Raw genomic sequence first — 18,841 nt, forward strand, 5'->3', positions numbered from 1 at the left:
TGAACGAGGTGCTGTAAATTTTGACAATATGTCAAAATTTTTATGATAACAAAGCTTGCGCCGTAAACTGGTCCGTCACCAGGATGTTTGCATATTTGCCGATTAGCGCGGCTCGAATGGCATCTACCTTACGCTGCCCGCCTGCCACGAGAATGGATTGCTCCTTGTGGCGCAAATCTTCCAAATCGATGCCCACTGTACGGTTGTTAATATCCTCGCTGCACACCGTGCCCTCCGCATCAAAAAACCGGGAGCAAATATCGCCCGCGCCGATCCGCTGCAGCAGCTTCTGTTCCTCCTTGCTAAGATAGCCAAGTCTGAACAGGAGCGCATCCTCATGAACGGTACCCACCGTGAACATGGCGATGTTCGCTTGTTTGCCTAATTGGATAATCCGCTGGATATGCCGGTCCCTCTCCACCATCTCTTTCAGCTCGGTGGTGTCAAAGATGACGGGCAGCGGCAAATATCTCGCCATCGTGTGGTACGCCTCGGCAAACAGATTGACGATCTCTGCGGCATACGTGTTCACATGCGAATGACTGACGCCGCCCTTCAACTGCACGACCTCGACGCCCCGAACGGGCTTCTGCTGCAGCTGAAGCGCAACGGCATGCATGGTCGTTCCCCAGGTCACGCCGATGATGTCGGCATCCTGGACCGTTTCATGCAGGTAATCGGCTGCCCTTTTGCTGATATGCTTCTGGATTTCACGGTATTCATTAATGGGAGAATAACTCACCAGCACCTGTTCAAGGCCGTACTTCTTCTTCACTCCTTCGCCCAAAGCGTCCAGATCCTCGAGAGGGTCCACGATGCTGATCTGCACGTAGCCCTGCTCCTTGGCGTGCTGAAGAAGCCTGGAGACCGTAGGCCGTGAAACGCCGAGCCTTGTCGCGATATCCTGCTGGCTGTAATCCGACATATAATACAATCTTGCCGCCTCAATGCTAAGGCGCTGTTTATCCTGATCCATGATCCAACCCACTTTTATTATGTCGTAATCGAATTGGGTTCATTATACATCGTTATGCTGATGATTTCGATAGCGGACGTCGTTATGAACAAACAAGCGCCCGATCAACGATTGTATTCCTGACGTTTCAGGGATACACCGTTGACATGGACGCTTGCAAAGGATCAGCCTATACCGGCTGAACGTATTCGAGTGGAGATACCCGGCCATAGGAGGTCTTCGCGCCTTGGATCGGCGCCGCCCAGGCCACGGCGTTGGCAATTACCTGTTGAATTTCAGGTTGATGGTAAGTAGGGAATGCTTCATGACCCGGTCTGAAATAGAACAACTTGCCGCGTCCGCGCTTGTAGCAGCAGCCGCTGCGGAACACCTCGCCGCCTTCGAACCAGGAGACAAACACCAGTTCATCCGGTGCCGGGATTTCAAAGCGCTCACCGTACATTTCCTCCTGCGGAACCTCGATATATTCTCCAAGTCCGCTTACGATCGGATGGCTGGGATCGATGACCCACAACCGTTCCTTCTCGCCGTCATCGCGCCATTTCAGGGCGCCTGTGTTCGTGCCGAGGAGGCGCTGAAAAATCTTCGAGCCGTGACCGGAATGCAGGACGATGATTCCCATGCCGTCCAATACGCGCTGACGCACTTTTTCCACGATATCATCCCGTACTTCACCGTGAGCCACATGCCCCCACCAGATCAGAACATCCGTTGAAGCGAGCACCTCATCCGTCAAGCCGTGTTCCGGATCATCCAATACGGCGGTGCGTACGACGAACTGTGCATCCTTTCCCAGAAAATCGGCAATCGTACGGTGGATGCCTTCAGGGTAAATCTTAGCGATCTGTTCATTATGTCTCTCGTGCCGGTATTCATTCCATACCGTTACATTGATATTAGCCAAGGGTAGTGGCCTCCTTTAATATTGAAATCCAGCGACCTCTTATACATTCATCCTAAGTATAGGCTGTGTTACAATGAACGGGAATGTGTGAAAGTTACTCTTTTTGTACAAAAACGACTTCGCGTTTTTTTGGGAGAGAGGGTGGAATGCGTGCTATCGATGAACGCTGACTATGTGCCGAGAATCAAACTGATGGGATTTGTCTCCTACAAGAACCCCTGGATTCATTTTAAGCGGAACACACACGAGTATATTCTGTATTTCGTGAAGAGCGGCGAGCTTCATATGCGGGAGAACGGCGTTTCCCATGTGCTCAAAAAAGGCGACTTACTGGTCCTTGAACCGCATTTGGACCACGAGGGAACCCAAAAGCATTCCTGCGACTACTACTATATTCATTTTGAACACCCCGATATTCGTCAAGCGCCCGAGCGTCCCTTACCCTTGCTGGCCAAGCAGTGGATCATGGGCGAGAACGAGACGGCAGGCAAGAACGACAGCAGGCAGCTATATTTCCCCAAGACCTGCACGCTAACCCAGAAAAAAAGCCTTCATCATATGTACCATGTCCTCGGCGAAATGCTGCAGCTATATAGGCGGAAGCACTTTAACCGCAGTTTGACCGCGCTCAAATTCATGGAAATGCTGATCGAGCTGTCCCGGGAGAGCCTGTTCGATGAGCTGGAGAAGAGCAGCCCGCATACCAAGTCCTATATGAAGGTGCATGCACTGCTCGACTACATCCATGAACATTACGCCGAGAAAATCATCAGCTCGGATATCGAACAGCGCTTCGAATGCAATTATGATTACATCAATCGGGTATTCGCCAAGCTTACCGGTCATACGATCATGCGATATGTGAATCAGGTACGAATCAATCATGCAAAGGAATTAATCGAGGCCACGCACCTTAGCTTCGGTGAGATCGGGTATCTGACCGGCCTGGAGGATCCATTCTATTTCAGCAAGATCTTCAAAAAATACGTCGGCATGTCCCCGAATCAATACTATAAGCAGGTCCGCGAGAAGGAATAAGCTTGGCTTACCCGTTGCTGCTCCCTGCGTTATGGTCGTCGTATCGTCGTGGATAGAACAAGGAAGCGTTTAACGGTTGACCTTCGGCGTTGGGGATAACCCGCCACCCCTCCAAGTTAATAGGGAGTTATCCTTGCACTTCTCCACATTTGTTCACAAACGCTGGATAACTTCCTTGAAATAAAAAATCGGAAGTTCAGTTTGTGTGGAACGAACGGGGATAATGTTCATAACTCTGTGTATAACGAACTTATTCAAGATGTTATGCACAGTTCTTCCGATGTGAGGTAAGTCTTTTGTGTTAATTATCCACATGCGTTGATTTGGATTTTTCCGCATGAACCCGGAATCATGGCATATAAAAAAAAAGCGAGAACAGGGAAGCCTCCTCCCTGTCTTCGCTTTTTAATAGTAAGGTGCCCGTCCGCTCATAAAGACGTCGATATCTAAAACCACCCTTTACATAGCTTCGAACGGCTCCCTTCTGCTCTCCCTCGTTACTTGCGCCCGTAATCGGCCTTAATCTCGCCCCAGCTCTTCGTTTGCCATTTCAGCACCTTGTTCTCATATGTATTGGTTCGAAGCCAGTGCTCTGCCCGGTCCACCAGATCCCAGATCTCTTGGGTTGACTCATCGCGCGGAAGCGTGGAGACCACCTTCTTCTGCTTCAGCCATTTGATAGCATTCATGGAATCGCTGTACACCGTCTTGGTGCTGCCGATTTTCTTCAAATAAGCCAGTGCGTGGACGATGGCCAGAAACTCGCCGAGATTGTTCGTTCCCTTCGAAATCGGTCCGCACGAGAACAGAATATCTCCCGTCTGCGTATCCACGCCTTTGTACTCGACGGGTCCCGGGTTTCCTCGCGTCCCCACATCTACGGAAATGCTGTCATAATCGATCTCACCCGGTTCTTCGGCAGCAGATGCGCTGCTTCGCTTGTAGTTTTTGGAGTCTGAGCTGCTCGATTTGCCTCCGGACTGCTGCCCCCAGTAATTTTTATAACCGGCCGCATAGGCCTGTTCCGCTTCGCTCCGGGATTCAAACGCCTTGAACTTCGCACCTGTAAACTGATTGACCTGCTGCTGGCAGTCGCCCCAGCTTGTATAAATTCCGGGCACTTTACCTACCCAGACTACATAATATTTTTGCTTCGCCATCCTAAACCTCCATCCTGAACTAACCTCTCTAGCGTACTATATCACATCCTCCGAAACCAACAAAAAAAGCGCCATCGTCTCCGATCCGCTTTCTGTGTTTGATCTTATTCAATTGTTCCTGTTTCGTCGGCTTTACTCTCACATGCTGTGACAGCGCACTGTAATCTTCGTTGGTCTTTCTCATTGAGACGGCTGACCATGTTCCGGCACGTTCCGCTTTGCGGAGCGCTTTTTGCGTTTTGGTACGGGCCATAAGGCTCACACTCCTTGTATTATAGAATTCCCTTATATTGTACGGCAAAGTGGATGGGAATGGAACAAAAGGCAGTCTGGGATTTCCTCTCCTTCTTCAGAAAACCTATGATATAATACGGAATCATTGGAGAATAGGTCCAATTAAGATAAGAGGGGTTGAAGCGATATGAAACTAGAGCGGCTCATATCCATGATTTACATGCTGCTGAACAACGAGATCCTGTCCGCGTCTGCCCTGGCAGAGAAATATAACGTGTCCCAGCGAACCATATACCGCGACATTGATGCAATCTGCGCAGCCGGCATTCCCGTTGTATCGTATCAGGGAGTGAACGGCGGTTATGGCATTATGGAGCAATACAAGATGGACAAAAGCTTGCTTGGCTCCTACGATGTCAGCGCCTTGATCACCATCCTGCACAGCATGTCCACGGTGTTTGAGGATGAACGGGCCATGGATACCATTCAGCGTTTGCAGACCATTGATCGTTCCGCCAATTCGGCATCGCAGGGATTGTCCATGGATATCGGGAGCTGGCGCTCTTACAACGAAAGCCTCCGACTTCTTCGCCGCGCCATTACCGACAAGCATGTGATCTCCTTTCAATACATAAGCGCCAAGAATGAACGCATTCACCGTAAAGTCGAGCCCCTGCGACTCATGTATAAATTCGGCTCCTGGTATTTGTACGGTTTCTGCAGAACAAGGGCCGATTACCGCGAATTTCGAATTTCGAGAATATCAGAGCTGTCTCCCTCCGCCGAGCCCTTTCAGCACCAGCATTCGGAGGAGCACACGCACGGTCCTCATCTTCAAGAGCAAAATCCGCACGACCGAGTGGAGCAGCATCCCTGGGAGCCTTCATCCGATGCGATGGAAGTCATCCTTCACGTATCCCCCCGGGCCTTGGCCAGAGCGATGGATCAATTCTATGATGTACAGCGGGAATTTTTTGAAGACGGCTCGCTCCGTCTCACGTTCAAGGTCCAAGATCCGGATTCCTGGTGGTTCTGGTCGACCCTGCTAAGCTTTGGTGAGGATATCGAGATCATTGAGCCGGCTGGCTTAAGGACGCTCATGCAATCCAAATTAGAAAAAATGCTGCAGGTATACACAAAAGTATGACAGTCCGCTGTCATACTTTTTTATTTACAATATTCCCAAGAAAGCAAAAACGAAGAAGCCAAAGGGGACGATCACGGTGAATTATCCTGTAAAAATGTATGAGTACCATGTATGGGCCAACCAAGCGATATTCAACCGTCTGCTGGAGCTGCCGGGGGAATTGCACAATCAGAAAATAACGAGCATTTTCCCAACCGTATCCGAGGCGTTGATTCACATTTACACGGCGGATCTTGGATGGATCAACATTTTGTCCGGGATGGATATGCAGCAGGCTTTAACAAAGGCCTTCCAGCTTCGGGAAGAGCTTGAGTCCATTTCACTGGAGGACCTAAACCTCCGGTTTATCGAACTATCCGAACGATTCACGGCCTTTCTGGGCCAAAATCCTGACCTGGAACGGATGATCCGATTGGATAATCCTTATGCCGGGATCCGGGACACCCGCCTCTCCGAGATCATGCTTCATGTCGTGAACCACGGCACCTACCATCGTGGAAATATTGCTGCCATGATGCGCCAGCTCGGAAGCTCCTCCGCGATGACCGACTACGCTTTTTTTTGGTACCAGAGTGAACCGGAGTTGGTGCTTGCCTAAATAACTCGCAGCAATATCGGCAATCCCCTTATCCGAATTCCATACCGGTTCAGGCCGGCAAAAGCCGCAGCCAAAAAGCCTGCTCCGAACGGGTCCGAAGCAGGCTTTCCTGTTTCTAGTTAAAAGCGTGCTACAATTTGCGCCCCTCCGTCAATCGTACCCAGAAGCCGCCTTTAAAGCTCTTCGGTTCATGAGAGATAATGAACGCCTGCGGCGACATTTTGGATAGTGACTCCATCAACCGCCGCTCATTCTTCCGTTTCACGAGAACTTGAAGCACGAGCCGTTTGCCATCCTTACCGTCCGCTTCCCAGGCAGTCACGCCATACCCCTTCTCCCGCAGGTTCATCGCCAGGTTCGTCTCAACGGAATTCACGATAACCTGTACCACGATGTACCCGAGTGCCAGATACTCTTCGATCCGACTGCCGGCATATACGCCAAGGCCGAAGCCCAGGCAATAGGCCGCCATATTAAAGGGATTGTCCAGATTTTGCAGGACGAGATTAAGGCCGAGCAAGTAAACGAATACCTCCAGCATGGCCAGGAGAGAGGCGATCCCTCTCCTGCCTTTGATCATCAGAATCAGACGCAGCGAAAAGATCGAGACATAAACCACGTTGATGCCGATGATGGAGCCGATAAGTGACAGCGAGATCATAAAGAATCGCGGGTGGCGATGTACTCTGGTCTTGGCTTCTGGCCCGAATACGGCTGCTTGACCTTATTCTCCACGCTGTTGTAAACCATAAAGATATTGCTGCGCGGCATCGGCGTAATATTGCTGTTCGAACCGTGCATAATATTGCAGTCAAAAATCACGATTGAACCGGCTTTACCGACAGGCGTGTCGATACCGCTTTTCTGCACCATGCGTGTCAGGCTGTCATGATCCGGAACGCCGTATTCCTGTTTGCGCAGGGAATCCTTGAAGTGATTCTCCGGCGTTTGGCCGATGCAGGCCACGAATTCCTTATGCGATCCAGGCACAACCATAAGCGGTCCGTTATAAGAGTAGTTATCCTCCAGAGCAATGGAGCAGCTCAAAGCTCTCATACGAGGCATGCCATCCTCAACATGCCATGTTTCGAAATCAGAGTGCCAATAGAACTCTTTGCCCGTAAAGCCCGGCTTGTAATTAATCCGCGATTGATGGATATACGTCTCGCTTCCCAAGAGATACTCCATGATCGCCAAGAGTCTCGGATGCCGGGACAGCTTCTTGAACACTTCATGGCTCTCGTGCACCGCAAAGACCGATCGAACTTCGTTCCCACCCGGCTCCCGGATCACTTCATCCTTATCCAGCTCTCTTGCCGATACCTGCAAACTGCGGGCTTCCGCCTGATATACCGACAGCTCCTCTCGACCAAAGAAGTCTTCCAGGAATAAATATCCGTTGCGCTCATAGAAGTCGGATTGCTCCTGCGTTAACGCAGCATCCGGCGTCCATTCCGAATGAACGACAGGATCCTGTCTCTTTAGGATCCGGGGTTCCGAATGCACTCTTGAAGGATAAACGTCCAGTTCTTTTTCCTGAAGGGCCGACACATGATTATTACTCATCGCATATCATCTCCTTAGTCCAAAATTGGGGCAAGCAGCGGGTAGGTTCCTTCCTCGTCATGAACTTCCGCGCCGGTAAGCGGCGGATTGAATACGCAAACCATCCGCATCTGCGAACGAGCTCTCAAATAATGCTTCTCGTGACCGTCCAGCGCATACATCATGCCTGGGCAAATAGGGTACGTTTCACCCCCGACAATCTCGATTTCCCCCTCGCCTTCGATGCAGTACACGGCTTCGACGTGGTTTTTGTACCAGATCAGCGTCTCCGTTCCCGCCTTGATGAGGGTATCATTGAGCGAGAAGCCCATGCCGTCTTTTGTAAGCAGAAGCCTCCTCGAGTTCCATGTCTGGGTATCGATATCGTCTTTGGTATCCACGATCTCTTCCAAATGTTTAACAATCATGACAACCTCTCCTCTGCTGCTAATTGTTTCATACTGTTCTCAAATATCCCCAATCCCTCTGCCAATGTGTTCATTTCAATCGTAAGCGGCGGCATTAGCTTTGCCACTTCGCTATACGGACCGGACGTTTCCATAATCAGTCCATGCTCGAAGGCCATCTCGGACAGCCTGCCTGCGAGCTCCGGCTTATCGAAAGCAACCCCCTGAATCATGCCTCTGCCGCGGATTTCGCCGCCGAGCTGAGGATAATCCTTCACAACGCCTTCCAATGATTGGCGAATCCGATTTTCCCTGATGCCGATATCAAGCTGAAAATCTTTCGTTTTCCAATAATTCAGCGCTTCGGCTGCGGCAACGAATCCGAGATTATTGCCCCGGAAGGTACCGTTATGCTCCCCCGGCTCCCAAATATCAATCTCCGGTTTGATCAGCGTAATCGCCATCGGCAAGCCAAAGCCGCCAATCGATTTCGAGAGGCATATGATATCCGGTTCAATACCGGCATCATCAAAACTAAAGAACGGACCGGTTCGGCCGCAGCCCATCTGGATATCATCCAAAATCAGCAGCATTCCCTTATCCTTGCAGATGCGCGCAAGCTTCTGCAGCCATTCCCGGCTGGCGGCGTTCAATCCGCCTTCCCCCTGCACCGCCTCGACGATCACTGCGGCCGGAAGCGGAATTCCGCTTCCCGGATCATCCAGAAGTTTCTCCATATATGCCATCGTATCCACGTCGTCACCAAAGTAACCGTCATACGGCATAAACACGGAGTGACTTAGATCCACGCCGGCACCCTGGCGCTTGAAGGAGTTGCCGGTTACCGCCAGCGATCCGAGCGACATGCCATGAAAGGCATTCGTGAAGCACAGAACGGTGCTGCGCCCTGTCACTTTACGGGCGATTTTGAGCGCGGCTTCTACGGCATTCGTTCCGGTCGGACCGGGGAACATCACTTTGTGATCCCACCCGCGCGGCTTCAGGATGATCTCCTGAAATCGGGTCAGAAACGTTTCCTTCGCACCCGTAGCCATATCCAGGCTATGCGTGACGCCATCCTTCAGGATGTAGTCGACTACCTTCTCGCGAATCTTCTCATTGTTATGTCCGTAATTCAAAGCCCCTGCTCCCGCAAAAAAATCAATGTATTCATTCCCCTGCGTATCCCACAGCTTCGCATTTCGGGCCTTGTCAAAAACCGTCTGAAAGCTCCGGCAATAACTTCTTACTTCCGATTCCAGCTTGTTAAACACAGTAAGCTTCGGTTTCTCCATGACTTGGTTGTCCATAGTTCCCTCCATTTGTTTAAATGTCATTGAAAAAGGGGCCAATCACGAATAACGGCTCATCTTCATGGGACGTTCCATCGGGGAACATCTCTGCTCCATAACCTACGGTTACGGTGCTGGGAATGGATTTCTCCTCGGCATAACCGAGAAACAAACGACGGGACGCCATGTTACTCGGCGATACCGTAGCTTCAATGTAACGGACGCCATGGCATGCCTTCTGATTCATCAGATTTGTCAGCATTGCCTTTGCAACGCCTTGCCTCCGATGCGAATTAGCAACGGCCACTTGCCATACGAACAGCGTCTCCGGATTGCGAGGAGAACGGAAGGCGGAAATAAAACCGATGATATCTCCTTCATGCTCGGCAATCATGCAGGTATCATGGAAGTAATCTCCAAGCAGCATGTAGCAATAGGGAGAGTTCAGATCAAGCGATCCGGTGTCGCGTATAAGCTCCCACACCCGGGTACCATCCCGGGCTTTCGGTCTTCGGTAAACAATTTCGGTATCGGTATCCACAGCCATTCTATACAATCACCTCTTTCCAGAACTAATTTCCGTTGGAACGGAATCGCTGCAGGAAGCTCTGCAGCCGCTCGCTCTGGGGATTATCGAATATCTCCTCCGGCGTGCCCTGCTCAACGATCCTTCCCTCGGCTCCGAAGATGACGCGGTCGGCGATTTCCTTCGCAAAATCCATCTCATGCGTAATCAGCATCATGGCCATTTCGCCTTCCTCCGCGATTTCCCGGATGACCTCCAGCACTTCGCCGACCAGCTCCGGATCAAGCGCAGAGGTCACCTCGTCAAACACCATAACCTTTGGCCGCATGACCAGCGCTCTGGCGATGGCAACCCGCTGCTTCTGGCCCCCGGACAGATTGGACGGGTACATCTTCAATTTGTCGGCCAAACCGACCTTACTGAGCATGGAGACGGCCCGCTCCTCCGCCTCCTCCTTGGATAAACCCAGCACTTTGCGCGGGGCCTCCGTCACATTCCGAAGCACGTTCATGTGCGGGAACAGATTGAAATGCTGAAAGACCATGCCGACATTGCAGCGCATCCGGTGCAAATGCTTTTCATTGGCCCGAACCAGCTTGCCCTTCTCTTCCATATGCCAGAGCAGCTCACCATCAACCTCGATGGTTCCCTCGGTGGGTTCTTCCAGCGTCATCAGCATCCGGCCCATCGTTGTTTTGCCTGATCCGCTCGGACCGATCACAGCCACCTTTTCTCCAGGCTGCATCTCCAGATCGATGCCTTTAAGCACCTGTAGATCACCAAACGACTTGGTCACGCCGGTATATTTCACAATCGGCTTTGTACCCGTAGCGGTAACGGGATTTCCCTCCTGCTGCGGCACCTTCGACGCTTCCGCCTGCTCATCGATCACAACGGCATTCAATTGATTCCCTCCTTTTATTTTCCACGCTGCAGATTCATGCGTTTTTCCAGCCTTTGCACAAGCAATGAGGCGATATAACTGATGACCAGGAACAGAATCCCGACCATCGTATACGGTTCAAATGCACGGAACGACTGCGACACGATATTTTTAGCCGTCAGCATCATCTCCACAAGCGTTATGGCGCATAGAATCGGCGTCTCTTTAAACATAACAATCAAATAATTACCCAGTACCGGAATGATCGGCGGCACCGCTTGCGGCAGGATAATACTTCGCCAGGTTTGGGCTTTCGTGTAATTCAGTGCTGTGGCAGCCTCCCATTGTCCCTTCGGCACTCCCTCGATTCCGGATCGGTACACCTCGGACAGATATGTGCTGTAATGCAGCCCGAGACCGATCACCCCGGCATAGAAGGCCGGAATGGAGATTCCGGTAAGAAGCGGCAGGCTGTAATACAGGAAGAAGACCTGCACCAGCAGCGGTGTATTGCGAATGAATTCGATCATTCCTTTGGTTATTAGTGACAGCACCTTAAACCGACTCCGCGCTGCAAAAGCAAGCAGCAATCCGATGATCAATGCCACCGCGAAAGCGCAGATCGTCACCCATACCGTCATTTTTAATGCACTCAAGAGCTGGGGCAGGATATCCCATACATAGTTCCAATCCCACATGACTATAACCTCCCCGCTGTCCATTTACGCTCCAGCAGTCGAACTGCCAGCGAAACGAGCGTAGCAATGACAAAATACATGAGGAGCAGCAGCACCAGAATCTCGGTCGTCCAGGAGATGTAATTATTGCGGAGCACCATCGCCTGATACGTTAAATCCGCCATCGTGATGAAATAAACCAGTGAGGTGGATTTGATGAGCTCCACAAGCTGATTCCCGAAAGGGGGAAGCATTCGCAGGGACGCTTGAGGCAATATGACATTCCACAGTCTTTGCCAAGGCTTCAGATTAAGCGCTACAGCGGCTTCCCATTGTCCTTTCGGAACGGCCAACACGGCGCTGCGAACGATTTCCGAGCCGTATGCGCCGAAGTTCAGCCCGATCGCGAGGATCGCAGCCAGCATTTTCGGAAGCTCGACGCCGATGAACGGAAGGGCGAAATACAACCAGAACAGCTGCACCAGCAAGGAGGTCCCCCGAAAGACTTCCACGTACCCGGCTGTCAACGTGCGAATGATCCACAGCTTCGACAGTCGGCATAACCCGGCTGCAAAGGACATCACGACCGCAAGAATGGCTGAAAAGAAAGCAACTACAATCGTGATCTCCGCCCCTTTCAACAGCGTAGGGAGAAAATCAATCCACGAATTCGGCATGCTATTCCCCGCAAAGGGCAGCGGCCGTCATCTCGCCCGGGAGCTCTTCTTCTGTGAACCCGAACTTCTGCAAAATTTCCAGCAGCTCGCCCGACTCCTTCATTTTTTGAAGCTCCGCATTATAAGCCTCCTGGAACTCGGTATCCGCTTGGCGGAAAGCCGTAGCTCCATAACCGCGAACGCTTTCGCCGTCGATGACCGGCTGCTCGAAATCAGCCACGCGTTCGATGCTGTCGTCGCTGGCCGAATCCAGCATCGCCTGCAGGGACGGCCCCGTCATGGTAATTGCATGCACCCGGTCTGCCTGAAGGGCGCTAATGGCCGAGGCTTGATCGGGGACCTGCACAATCCGGTCCGTAGGAATACCGGACTTTTCCATGTAGCCGATTTCGACCGCACCGGTCATAACGGCGACTTTAGCTTGGTCATGATTGGCAATATCCTCATAACTTCCGAGTCCCAGCGGATTCCCTTGCTTCACCGCAATGGCTTCCCCGATGCTGTACTCCGGATTAGCAAACAATACGGCAGAGCAGCGATCCGGATTAATGAACATGCCTGCGGTAATTAGATCAAACCGCTCGGCCTGCAGTCCGGCAACCAGCGATCCGAATTCCGTAAGCTCTCCCCTCATTTCCTTGATGCCAAGCCGCTCCAAAATAACCCTCGCAATCTCAACCGCTTCTCCTGTCAGCTCCCCGTTGGCCTCTTTATAGGCATAAGGCTTCTCATTCGCAAATCCCACGGTGATATACCCCTGCTCAATGGCTTGCTCCAATGTACTCCCTTTGTCGCCGCAAGCCGCAAGCGACACCCCCATAATCAATGACAACATCAGTACAACCACTCTCTTCAAAACTTCCCACAACCTTTCATTATGACTTTGGTATTCTTAAAAATGGCATGTTGAAATTATCCATGTTAACACATATGTTAACTAGGATTTAAGCATATTCAGATACCTTGCATGGGTCGGACCTTCAGGGAAGATGATTCATCCATCTCCTTCCACGCTTAAACCCAATGCCATCTGACCGATTTAATTGGTTTTGGTTAAACATTTGCAGGCCTTGCCCCTCCTCTTTAGCAGAATACAAAAAGACCACCAAACAGGGGATCTAGACATAGCTCCGCCAGCAGGGGGTCAAAAAATAGAGAAAAGGCCCCTAAAGAGAATTAAGGGCCTTTGTTATGAACATCCATTATGTATGCAAGACCCATCCACTGCTGACGAGGTTAGCTGACGGACTCGGGTAAGATGGTACCCTACACTCGTGATTCCAAGTGACTCGCCCCTGATGAAACTGGTTCCCCCGCTTTCCGGAAAATGTATGCCGGAAACTAAGCGTGTGTCCATGATAAAGGGAACTTCAGGAAAAGTCAAACCCCTTTAACCGCTTTTTCTGGAAATTCAGAGGCGGAAGTTCCGCTCTTCCAGGGCCTATGACAAGCATGAAAAATGCCTCATTCAAGCCTCTCCCCCAACGATGCAGTAATTTTATTCCAGTCTCATTTTTCGCTATATAGCAGGCATTTGCCATGCCTCCCTTACTCATTCATGTGGTGGATCGTTTATGCCATGAATTACATTCGGATTGTGAAAGCTTTCCCCACACATTTACGGCGTAAATACGGCGCAAATTTTTTTTTTTGAACCGCTGCGTACCGAGCCTATGAATATCGTAGGGAAATCCGAAATTCATCCTATAGTTTTGCTATTCGTCAATAGATGAATGCCTCCGAGGCTAGCGTACATTCTGGAAATTATAGGTGTTTATCTATCATTTATGCGCTATTAACCCATGCCGTACCGAGAGTATTTGCGTAGTATAGAACAAATCTAAAGGAGGTGCTTCATTTGGAACGTTCTTCTAGAAAGAGAAAATTGTGTGCTCTTAAAAAAATAGAGAAAAAAGTCATTCATGCGAAGAAAAAGCATTGCCCGTCTCATGGTCATGGTGATCATAAAGGCCACGGAGGTCGTAAAGACCATGCTTGTATTGTTAAAAAGCGTCGATGCCCAAGAGCTATCCGTGGACCTGTAGGTCCTCAGGGTCCTATCGGACCGGTTGGACCGGTCGGACCTATCGGGCCTGTGGGACCTGCCGGACCGACAACTGGTATTGCAGGACCTGCTGGACCTGCTGGACCTGTCGGGCCTGTTGGACCTGTCGGACCTGCGGGACCTACTGGAGCTACTGGAGCTACTGGGGCAACAGGGGCTACAGGAGCAGCCGCCGGAGGAGCCATCATCCCATTCGCATCCGGCATACCGCTTGCTCTGACCACCGTTTTAGGCGGATTAGTCGGATCCGTTGGTCTCGTAGGATTTGGTAACTCGGCCAATACGTTTACGCTGGCTGGCGGTACGATTGACCTCACTGGAGCCGCTGGAACTCTGCTTAACATGGCGTTTAACACGCCACGAGCCGGTACCATCACTGGCATCTCCGCTACCTTTAGCACTACTGTGGCGCTTTCCCTGCTGGGAACTACCGTTACAATTACAGCACAACTGTACAGTGCGCCGGCTACAAGCAACATTTTCGCACCGGTACCAGGCGCTCTTGTTACGCTGGCTCCGCCTCTTACGGGCGTTCTCGCTCTCGGTACGGTAAGCAACGGCTTCGTAGAAGGCCTGGCTATTCCGGTGCCGGCCAATACACGCCTGTTAATGGTATTCTCGGCAACCGCAGCTGGCGCAACACTTGTCACTGCAGTGGCAGGTTACGGCAGCGCTGGTGTCAGCATTATATAAGTTTCGTTTTCCACCTGCAACAAAAAGCCCCGATTTTATATCGGGGCTTTGCTTTATTTACACGGCTGTATATCCGCCATCCACCAGCAAGCTCGTGCCTGTAATGAAGGACGCATCTTCACTGGCGAGGAACAACACGGCTTTGGCTACTTCTTCCGGCTGTCCCAAGCGGCCCATCGGATGAAGGCCGACCAGGTGCTGGGTGATCGCTTCCGTTCTTCCCTGAATAAGAGGAGTATCGATATATCCCGGACATACGGCATTAACCCGGATCCCTTTAGGAGCATAATCTGCGCTCATCGACTGGGTTAACAGCTTAACGCCTCCCTTAGCGGAAGCATAGGCGGTAACGCCCGCTTTTCCGACATGGCTATGGATTGAGCCGCAGTTTACGATCGCCCCTCCGGTTCCTTGGGATAACATTTGCTGGATTACATATTTATCGCACAGGAACACTCCTGTCAGATTAATATCAATCGTTCTTTGCCAGTTGTCCATCGACAACTGATCGGCAGGAGCATCATGAGCAATGCCTGCATTGGCGAACAATACATCGACACGGCCAAAATGCTCAACCGTCTGCTTCACCATATTTGCAACTTCCTGTTCTTGGGTTACATCCGTTTTAACGAACAGCGTTTCAAAGCCTGCCCCTCTTAATTCATCGGAAACTGCTTGTCCCCGGTCCGAATAATCAGCGATAACAACCTTGGCTCCCTCTTCCACAAAAAGCCTTACCGCTGCTTCGCCGATCCCGCTGGCGCCTCCCGTCACAATGACAACCTTGGATTCAAACTTCATTTGTCGACCACTCCTATTTTGTGAATTCATCATATCAGCTCCACATTCATGTAGAGTTTGCATACTTCAGGCATGATATTCCACAAGCCCCTTTTCTTTCTTAAACCTACGTAGTATCGAATGACGGCATATGAATTCATAACTTGATATTCGCTGCGTCCTAACCTTTTTATCCGCCCGTCCGTTGTTATACCGGCCGCTCGATCGTAAACATCTCTCCCAGTGCAGAATAGATGTTTCCCGCCATACGGCTGACAGGCTTCAACTTGGCAGCGTCAATCCGGCCTTGCTCGTATAGCTCCTCCGAAACATGAAAGCGGACTACGCGGGCAATCAGCAGATCGGCAGCAGGCAGCTGATCCGCGCCATTCAACGTGACCACCTGCTCCAGCACGCATTCCATGCGAATCTTGGATTCCAGAACGCCGGGAACCTTAACAACCTCGCTTACGACGGGGGTTAGTTTGGTTCGGTCAAGCTCACTCTCGTCCGGAGGCAGGTTCGCCGCCGTTTCATTCACGGCCTCAACGTTGTCTTCGTCCACGATGTGGATGACAAGCTCGCCGCTTTGCATGGCATTTCTCGCTGTATCCTTCGCCGTGCCGTTCTTCCGTTGAACGGAAACGGACAGCATGGGCGGATTGCTCGTCAGAATGGAGAAATAACTGAACGGCGCGGCATTCAGCACACCTTCCTCCGATAATGTCGTAACAAAAGCGATCGGCCGCGGAACAACGCTCCCGATCAGCAGCTTGTAGATGTCCCGTTCGCTTTGAGTATTCGGGTCTATGGATATCACTTGAGTTGCCCCTCTCCTGTATTTTTGACTTCTATAGGCTCCAGACCTTCCTCAATACGGGATCGCTCCGGTTCAAACCAGGCAGGAAGTTTCAATTGCTCCCCCAGCGAGTCCAGATCTTCATCCACCGTAAAACCGGGCGGATCGGTTGCGATCTCAAACAAGATTCCCCCTCGTTCCCTGAAATATAACGATCTGAAATAGTTGCGATTCTTAATTTCTGTTGGCAAAAAGCCATGTTGTTTCACCCATTCAAGCCAATTGCCGTGCTCCGCATCATCTTGAGCACGCCATGCAATATGATGGGTCGTTCCAGCGCCTCCGGCTCCCAAAGGGATATCCCGCATCGGCAAATCAATCACGTTGCCGAAGGGCCCGGCTGACTGAAACCGTGCATAATTAACGTCCTCTCCCATGAAGGTCAGTCCCATGACCTGCTCCAGCGCCTTCTTCGTTTCCTCCCATTTGCTGCTGAACAGGACCGCGCCGCCAAACCCTTTGATCGCCGTATCCGGAGTAATACCGTCCACAGACCAGCCGTTATTCGGTCCTTCCTCCCGCTCAACCAGCTCAAGAGAAAGTCCATCGCGATCGGAGAACTGAAGATAATGCTCGTTAAACCGAAATGCTTTCATGACAGAAACACCAAAGCTCCGCAGCCGCTGTTCCCAATAAGGCAGGGCACCTTCAGGGACAACAAATGTTGTATACCCAACCTGCCCTCCTCCACGTATCCCTCTTCGTGAAGCAGAAGACGGAAAGAAGGTGATAATGGTCCCCGGATGCCCCTCCTCATCCCCGAAATACAAATGGTAAACCTCAGGCGCATCGAAATTGACCGTCTTCTTGACCATTCTGAGTCCAAGCACACCCGTATAAAAATCAACATTTTTCTGCGGATCCTGCGCATAAGCGGTAATATGATGAATGCCTGCCGTTTGTAATGCCATATCCATCAACTCCTCATCGTTTCGTGTCCATACCGAGGCTTCCCTACATGATTTTCGGTTCGTATGATATACACAATCTTTAATTTTAATATCTTTAATTAAAGATTATATTTTTTTCATACCATTGTCAAGCGGCCCTTCACAGCCAGGACAGACAAAAAGCCGCCAAGAACGATTCCACGCTCTTAGGCGGCTCCTGTATGCAGCTTCGGCCACATGTCTATCCCGCGTTTATGCTTTTTGCCATTTTTCCTTAAAGAACAGCTGATACACTCTGGTTACGATAATCTTAATGATCATGTAAATCGGTACCACCAGCAGAATCCCTATAATTCCGCCAAGATCCTGTCCCACCAGAACCAGGATAATGATTGTAACGGGGTGGATTGCCAGCTGTTTGCCGAAGATATACGGACCAATCAGGTTATCCTGAATCTGCTGGGCGGCCAGAATGACAACAAGCGACCAGATCGCCGTCCCCGGGGACTGGATGAACCCGATGATCACAATCGGGATCGAGGAAAGAATAGCTCCGATAAACGGTATGAAATTCGCAATGACCGCGACAACCGTCAACAGCAGCGCATAAGGCAGGCCAATGATCAGGAAGCCGAGATACATCAAGACGCCCAGCGCCAGATTGATGAGGACCCGGCCCACGATAAACCCTTTGAGCGCGTTATTGATTTCATCCAGCACCGAGCCTCCTACTTCCTTGAATCGGTCAGGCAAAAAGCTGACAATCATCTCCCCGAACTTTCCGCCTTCCTTCAGCATGTAGTACAGCATGATCGGGAACGTAAATAAAACGATGGCAAAACTCGAAACAAACGAAAACAGGTTCATAATATAATTCGTGAGGAACGTGAAGCCTTGGTTCAAATAATCGGTTAGCTGTGTAAGCGGATTGGAGTTCTCCGGGAATATATCCTTGAAGAAGCCGTTATTCTCCCATTCCTGCAGCTGCTCGCCAAGCTTTGCAAACAAAGCGGGGGCATTCTGTACAAGGGCCACGATCTGATCCCGCAGGGATGGCCATACTCCAATAATAAAACCTGTAAGGATACCTGCAAACACGACATATAAGAGCAGAATGGCCAGCGAGCGATTTAGCTTGCGCTTTTCGAGATAATCAACCAGCGGCCTGAGCAGGTAATAGAAGAATCCGGACAGCATCAGCGGCACGAGGATGATCGAGAAGAACGAAAGTACCGGTCTGAATATAAAATCCACCAGCGACCCCAAATAAATAATAATGAGGACCAGGATCACGGCAAGACATAATTTGAAAAACTTGTTCATTTTCAGCAAAAAGCATGCCCCTTCTCCTATTTTTTCACCATCGTATCATGACCATGTATCCATATACAAATCGCTCCCATCTGCACTGTTCAGAGTGTCGGATCCTAAGGTGCTATCGCTTTTATAACCATTCCGTTCACTTCATCCTGGAGATATATACTTCTTCT

The 18,841-nt window shown here is 50.7% G+C and carries 21 protein-coding genes and 1 riboswitch; of the genes, 4 read left to right on the forward strand and 17 right to left on the reverse strand.

Features of this window, described 5'->3' with window-relative positions; all coding sequences use genetic code 11:
- Window positions 1-40: 40 nt before the first annotated feature.
- Both MKY82_RS29715 and MKY82_RS29720 read right to left on the reverse strand, forming a co-directional pair.
- Window positions 41-976, reverse strand: coding sequence for a sugar-binding transcriptional regulator (locus tag MKY82_RS29715; protein WP_113059480.1), 936 nt, complete (start codon window positions 974-976; stop codon window positions 41-43).
- Between the two features lie 169 nt (window positions 977-1,145).
- Complete coding sequence (locus MKY82_RS29720; protein ID WP_071219709.1) at window positions 1,146-1,880, reverse strand: ThuA domain-containing protein; 735 nt, start codon at window positions 1,878-1,880, stop codon at window positions 1,146-1,148.
- Between the two features lie 159 nt (window positions 1,881-2,039).
- Here MKY82_RS29720 and MKY82_RS29725 point away from each other — a divergent pair, with 159 nt between their 5' ends.
- Window positions 2,040-2,918, forward strand: a complete 879-nt coding sequence (locus MKY82_RS29725; protein ID WP_339220013.1) for an AraC family transcriptional regulator — start codon at window positions 2,040-2,042, stop codon at window positions 2,916-2,918.
- Window positions 2,919-3,415: 497 nt separating this feature from the next.
- On the opposite strand, the gene MKY82_RS29730 is transcribed toward MKY82_RS29725, so the two are convergent.
- Both MKY82_RS29730 and MKY82_RS29735 read right to left on the reverse strand, forming a co-directional pair.
- Window positions 3,416-4,078 (reverse strand): ribonuclease H family protein, encoded by a 663-nt coding sequence (locus MKY82_RS29730; protein WP_339294941.1) that lies wholly within the window; start codon window positions 4,076-4,078, stop codon window positions 3,416-3,418.
- 28 nt (window positions 4,079-4,106) lie between these two features.
- Window positions 4,107-4,331 (reverse strand): hypothetical protein, encoded by a 225-nt coding sequence (locus MKY82_RS29735; protein ID WP_054404324.1) that lies wholly within the window; start codon window positions 4,329-4,331, stop codon window positions 4,107-4,109.
- 168 nt (window positions 4,332-4,499) lie between these two features.
- On the opposite strand from MKY82_RS29735, the gene MKY82_RS29740 reads away from it, so the two are divergent.
- Together MKY82_RS29740 and MKY82_RS29745 are read left to right on the forward strand one after the other, a co-directional pair.
- Window positions 4,500-5,459, forward strand: a complete 960-nt coding sequence (locus tag MKY82_RS29740; RefSeq protein ID WP_339294942.1) for a YafY family protein — start codon at window positions 4,500-4,502, stop codon at window positions 5,457-5,459.
- Between the two features lie 76 nt (window positions 5,460-5,535).
- Complete coding sequence (locus tag MKY82_RS29745) at window positions 5,536-6,057, forward strand: DinB family protein (protein WP_339294943.1); 522 nt, start codon at window positions 5,536-5,538, stop codon at window positions 6,055-6,057.
- Window positions 6,058-6,187: 130 nt separating this feature from the next.
- On the opposite strand, the gene MKY82_RS29750 is transcribed toward MKY82_RS29745, so the two are convergent.
- From MKY82_RS29750 to ehuB, 9 genes are read right to left on the reverse strand one after another with little or no spacing between them, the layout of a single operon-like run.
- Window positions 6,188-6,718: a DUF2179 domain-containing protein gene (locus MKY82_RS29750; protein WP_015737571.1), complete on the reverse strand. Its 531-nt coding sequence runs from the start codon at window positions 6,716-6,718 to the stop codon at window positions 6,188-6,190.
- Window positions 6,715-7,623: an ectoine hydroxylase gene (gene thpD / locus MKY82_RS29755; RefSeq protein ID WP_194544659.1), complete on the reverse strand. Its 909-nt coding sequence runs from the start codon at window positions 7,621-7,623 to the stop codon at window positions 6,715-6,717. Before thpD ends, MKY82_RS29750 begins: the two co-directional genes overlap by 4 nt.
- A 14-nt stretch (window positions 7,624-7,637) precedes the next feature.
- The gene (locus MKY82_RS29760) at window positions 7,638-8,030 is read right to left on the reverse strand and encodes an ectoine synthase (RefSeq protein ID WP_339294944.1); all 393 of its coding nucleotides are present in this window, start codon (window positions 8,028-8,030) and stop codon (window positions 7,638-7,640) included.
- A complete protein-coding gene (ectB, locus tag MKY82_RS29765) occupies window positions 8,027-9,319 on the reverse strand; it encodes a diaminobutyrate--2-oxoglutarate transaminase (protein WP_194544661.1) in 1,293 nt (430 codons plus the stop codon). Before ectB ends, MKY82_RS29760 begins: the two co-directional genes overlap by 4 nt.
- Before the next feature lie 16 nt (window positions 9,320-9,335).
- A complete protein-coding gene (gene ectA / locus MKY82_RS29770) occupies window positions 9,336-9,848 on the reverse strand; it encodes a diaminobutyrate acetyltransferase (RefSeq protein ID WP_071219716.1) in 513 nt (170 codons plus the stop codon).
- Window positions 9,849-9,873: 25 nt separating this feature from the next.
- Window positions 9,874-10,731: an ectoine/hydroxyectoine ABC transporter ATP-binding protein EhuA gene (gene ehuA / locus MKY82_RS29775; protein ID WP_269468916.1), complete on the reverse strand. Its 858-nt coding sequence runs from the start codon at window positions 10,729-10,731 to the stop codon at window positions 9,874-9,876.
- A gap of 14 nt (window positions 10,732-10,745) precedes the next feature.
- On the reverse strand, window positions 10,746-11,408 hold the full coding sequence (ehuD, locus tag MKY82_RS29780) for an ectoine/hydroxyectoine ABC transporter permease subunit EhuD (protein WP_220683839.1): 663 nt from the start codon (window positions 11,406-11,408) through the stop codon (window positions 10,746-10,748).
- Between the two features lie 2 nt (window positions 11,409-11,410).
- Window positions 11,411-12,064: an ectoine/hydroxyectoine ABC transporter permease subunit EhuC gene (ehuC, locus tag MKY82_RS29785; RefSeq protein WP_339220028.1), complete on the reverse strand. Its 654-nt coding sequence runs from the start codon at window positions 12,062-12,064 to the stop codon at window positions 11,411-11,413.
- 1 nt (window position 12,065) lies between these two features.
- Window positions 12,066-12,899, reverse strand: coding sequence for an ectoine/hydroxyectoine ABC transporter substrate-binding protein EhuB (ehuB, locus tag MKY82_RS29790; RefSeq protein ID WP_194544665.1), 834 nt, complete (start codon window positions 12,897-12,899; stop codon window positions 12,066-12,068).
- A gap of 377 nt (window positions 12,900-13,276) precedes the next feature.
- Window positions 13,277-13,422: riboswitch (cyclic di-AMP (ydaO/yuaA leader) on the reverse strand.
- Window positions 13,423-13,922: 500 nt separating this feature from the next.
- On the opposite strand from ehuB, the gene MKY82_RS29795 reads away from it, so the two are divergent.
- Window positions 13,923-14,822 carry an exosporium glycoprotein BclB-related protein gene (locus tag MKY82_RS29795; RefSeq protein WP_339294945.1) on the forward strand — a complete coding sequence of 300 codons (900 nt, stop codon included), beginning with the start codon at window positions 13,923-13,925 and terminating at the stop codon, window positions 14,820-14,822.
- Between the two features lie 57 nt (window positions 14,823-14,879).
- On the opposite strand, the gene MKY82_RS29800 is transcribed toward MKY82_RS29795, so the two are convergent.
- The 4 genes from MKY82_RS29800 to MKY82_RS29815 all read right to left on the reverse strand — a co-directional run bounded on the left by MKY82_RS29800 (window position 14,880) and on the right by MKY82_RS29815 (window position 18,683).
- A complete protein-coding gene (locus MKY82_RS29800) occupies window positions 14,880-15,623 on the reverse strand; it encodes an SDR family NAD(P)-dependent oxidoreductase (protein WP_127593874.1) in 744 nt (247 codons plus the stop codon).
- A gap of 187 nt (window positions 15,624-15,810) precedes the next feature.
- Window positions 15,811-16,422 carry a flavin reductase family protein gene (locus tag MKY82_RS29805; protein WP_194544667.1) on the reverse strand — a complete coding sequence of 204 codons (612 nt, stop codon included), beginning with the start codon at window positions 16,420-16,422 and terminating at the stop codon, window positions 15,811-15,813.
- The gene (locus tag MKY82_RS29810) at window positions 16,419-17,372 is read right to left on the reverse strand and encodes a ring-cleaving dioxygenase (protein ID WP_339294946.1); all 954 of its coding nucleotides are present in this window, start codon (window positions 17,370-17,372) and stop codon (window positions 16,419-16,421) included. The genes MKY82_RS29805 and MKY82_RS29810 overlap by 4 nt, the downstream gene beginning before the upstream one ends.
- A 231-nt stretch (window positions 17,373-17,603) precedes the next feature.
- On the reverse strand, window positions 17,604-18,683 hold the full coding sequence (locus MKY82_RS29815) for an AI-2E family transporter (RefSeq protein WP_339294947.1): 1,080 nt from the start codon (window positions 18,681-18,683) through the stop codon (window positions 17,604-17,606).
- Window positions 18,684-18,841: the final 158 nt, after the last annotated feature.

Origin of the sequence: Paenibacillus sp. FSL W7-1279, from assembly GCF_037969845.1 — a bacterium.
Classification (GTDB): Bacteria; Bacillota; Bacilli; order Paenibacillales; family Paenibacillaceae; genus Paenibacillus_AQ.

What these genes read in the sequence shown, in the direction of transcription:
- MKY82_RS29715 (WP_113059480.1), bottom strand. Translation starts at nt 976, where the DNA reads ATGGATCAGGATAAACAGCGCCTTAGCATTGAGGCGGCAAGATTGTAT.
- MKY82_RS29725 (WP_339220013.1), top strand. Translation starts at nt 2,040, where the DNA reads ATGAACGCTGACTATGTGCCGAGAATCAAACTGATGGGATTTGTCTCC.
- MKY82_RS29730 (WP_339294941.1), bottom strand. Translation starts at nt 4,078, where the DNA reads ATGGCGAAGCAAAAATATTATGTAGTCTGGGTAGGTAAAGTGCCCGGA.
- MKY82_RS29735 (WP_054404324.1), bottom strand. Translation starts at nt 4,331, where the DNA reads ATGGCCCGTACCAAAACGCAAAAAGCGCTCCGCAAAGCGGAACGTGCC.
- MKY82_RS29740 (WP_339294942.1), top strand. Translation starts at nt 4,500, where the DNA reads ATGAAACTAGAGCGGCTCATATCCATGATTTACATGCTGCTGAACAAC.
- MKY82_RS29750 (WP_015737571.1), bottom strand. Translation starts at nt 6,718, where the DNA reads ATGATCTCGCTGTCACTTATCGGCTCCATCATCGGCATCAACGTGGTT.
- thpD (WP_194544659.1), bottom strand. Translation starts at nt 7,623, where the DNA reads ATGAGTAATAATCATGTGTCGGCCCTTCAGGAAAAAGAACTGGACGTT.
- MKY82_RS29760 (WP_339294944.1), bottom strand. Translation starts at nt 8,030, where the DNA reads ATGATTGTTAAACATTTGGAAGAGATCGTGGATACCAAAGACGATATC.
- ectB (WP_194544661.1), bottom strand. Translation starts at nt 9,319, where the DNA reads ATGGACAACCAAGTCATGGAGAAACCGAAGCTTACTGTGTTTAACAAG.
- ectA (WP_071219716.1), bottom strand. Translation starts at nt 9,848, where the DNA reads ATGGCTGTGGATACCGATACCGAAATTGTTTACCGAAGACCGAAAGCC.
- ehuD (WP_220683839.1), bottom strand. Translation starts at nt 11,408, where the DNA reads ATGTGGGATTGGAACTATGTATGGGATATCCTGCCCCAGCTCTTGAGT.
- ehuC (WP_339220028.1), bottom strand. Translation starts at nt 12,064, where the DNA reads ATGCCGAATTCGTGGATTGATTTTCTCCCTACGCTGTTGAAAGGGGCG.
- ehuB (WP_194544665.1), bottom strand. Translation starts at nt 12,899, where the DNA reads ATGTTGTCATTGATTATGGGGGTGTCGCTTGCGGCTTGCGGCGACAAA.
- MKY82_RS29800 (WP_127593874.1), bottom strand. Translation starts at nt 15,623, where the DNA reads ATGAAGTTTGAATCCAAGGTTGTCATTGTGACGGGAGGCGCCAGCGGG.
- MKY82_RS29810 (WP_339294946.1), bottom strand. Translation starts at nt 17,372, where the DNA reads ATGGCATTACAAACGGCAGGCATTCATCATATTACCGCTTATGCGCAG.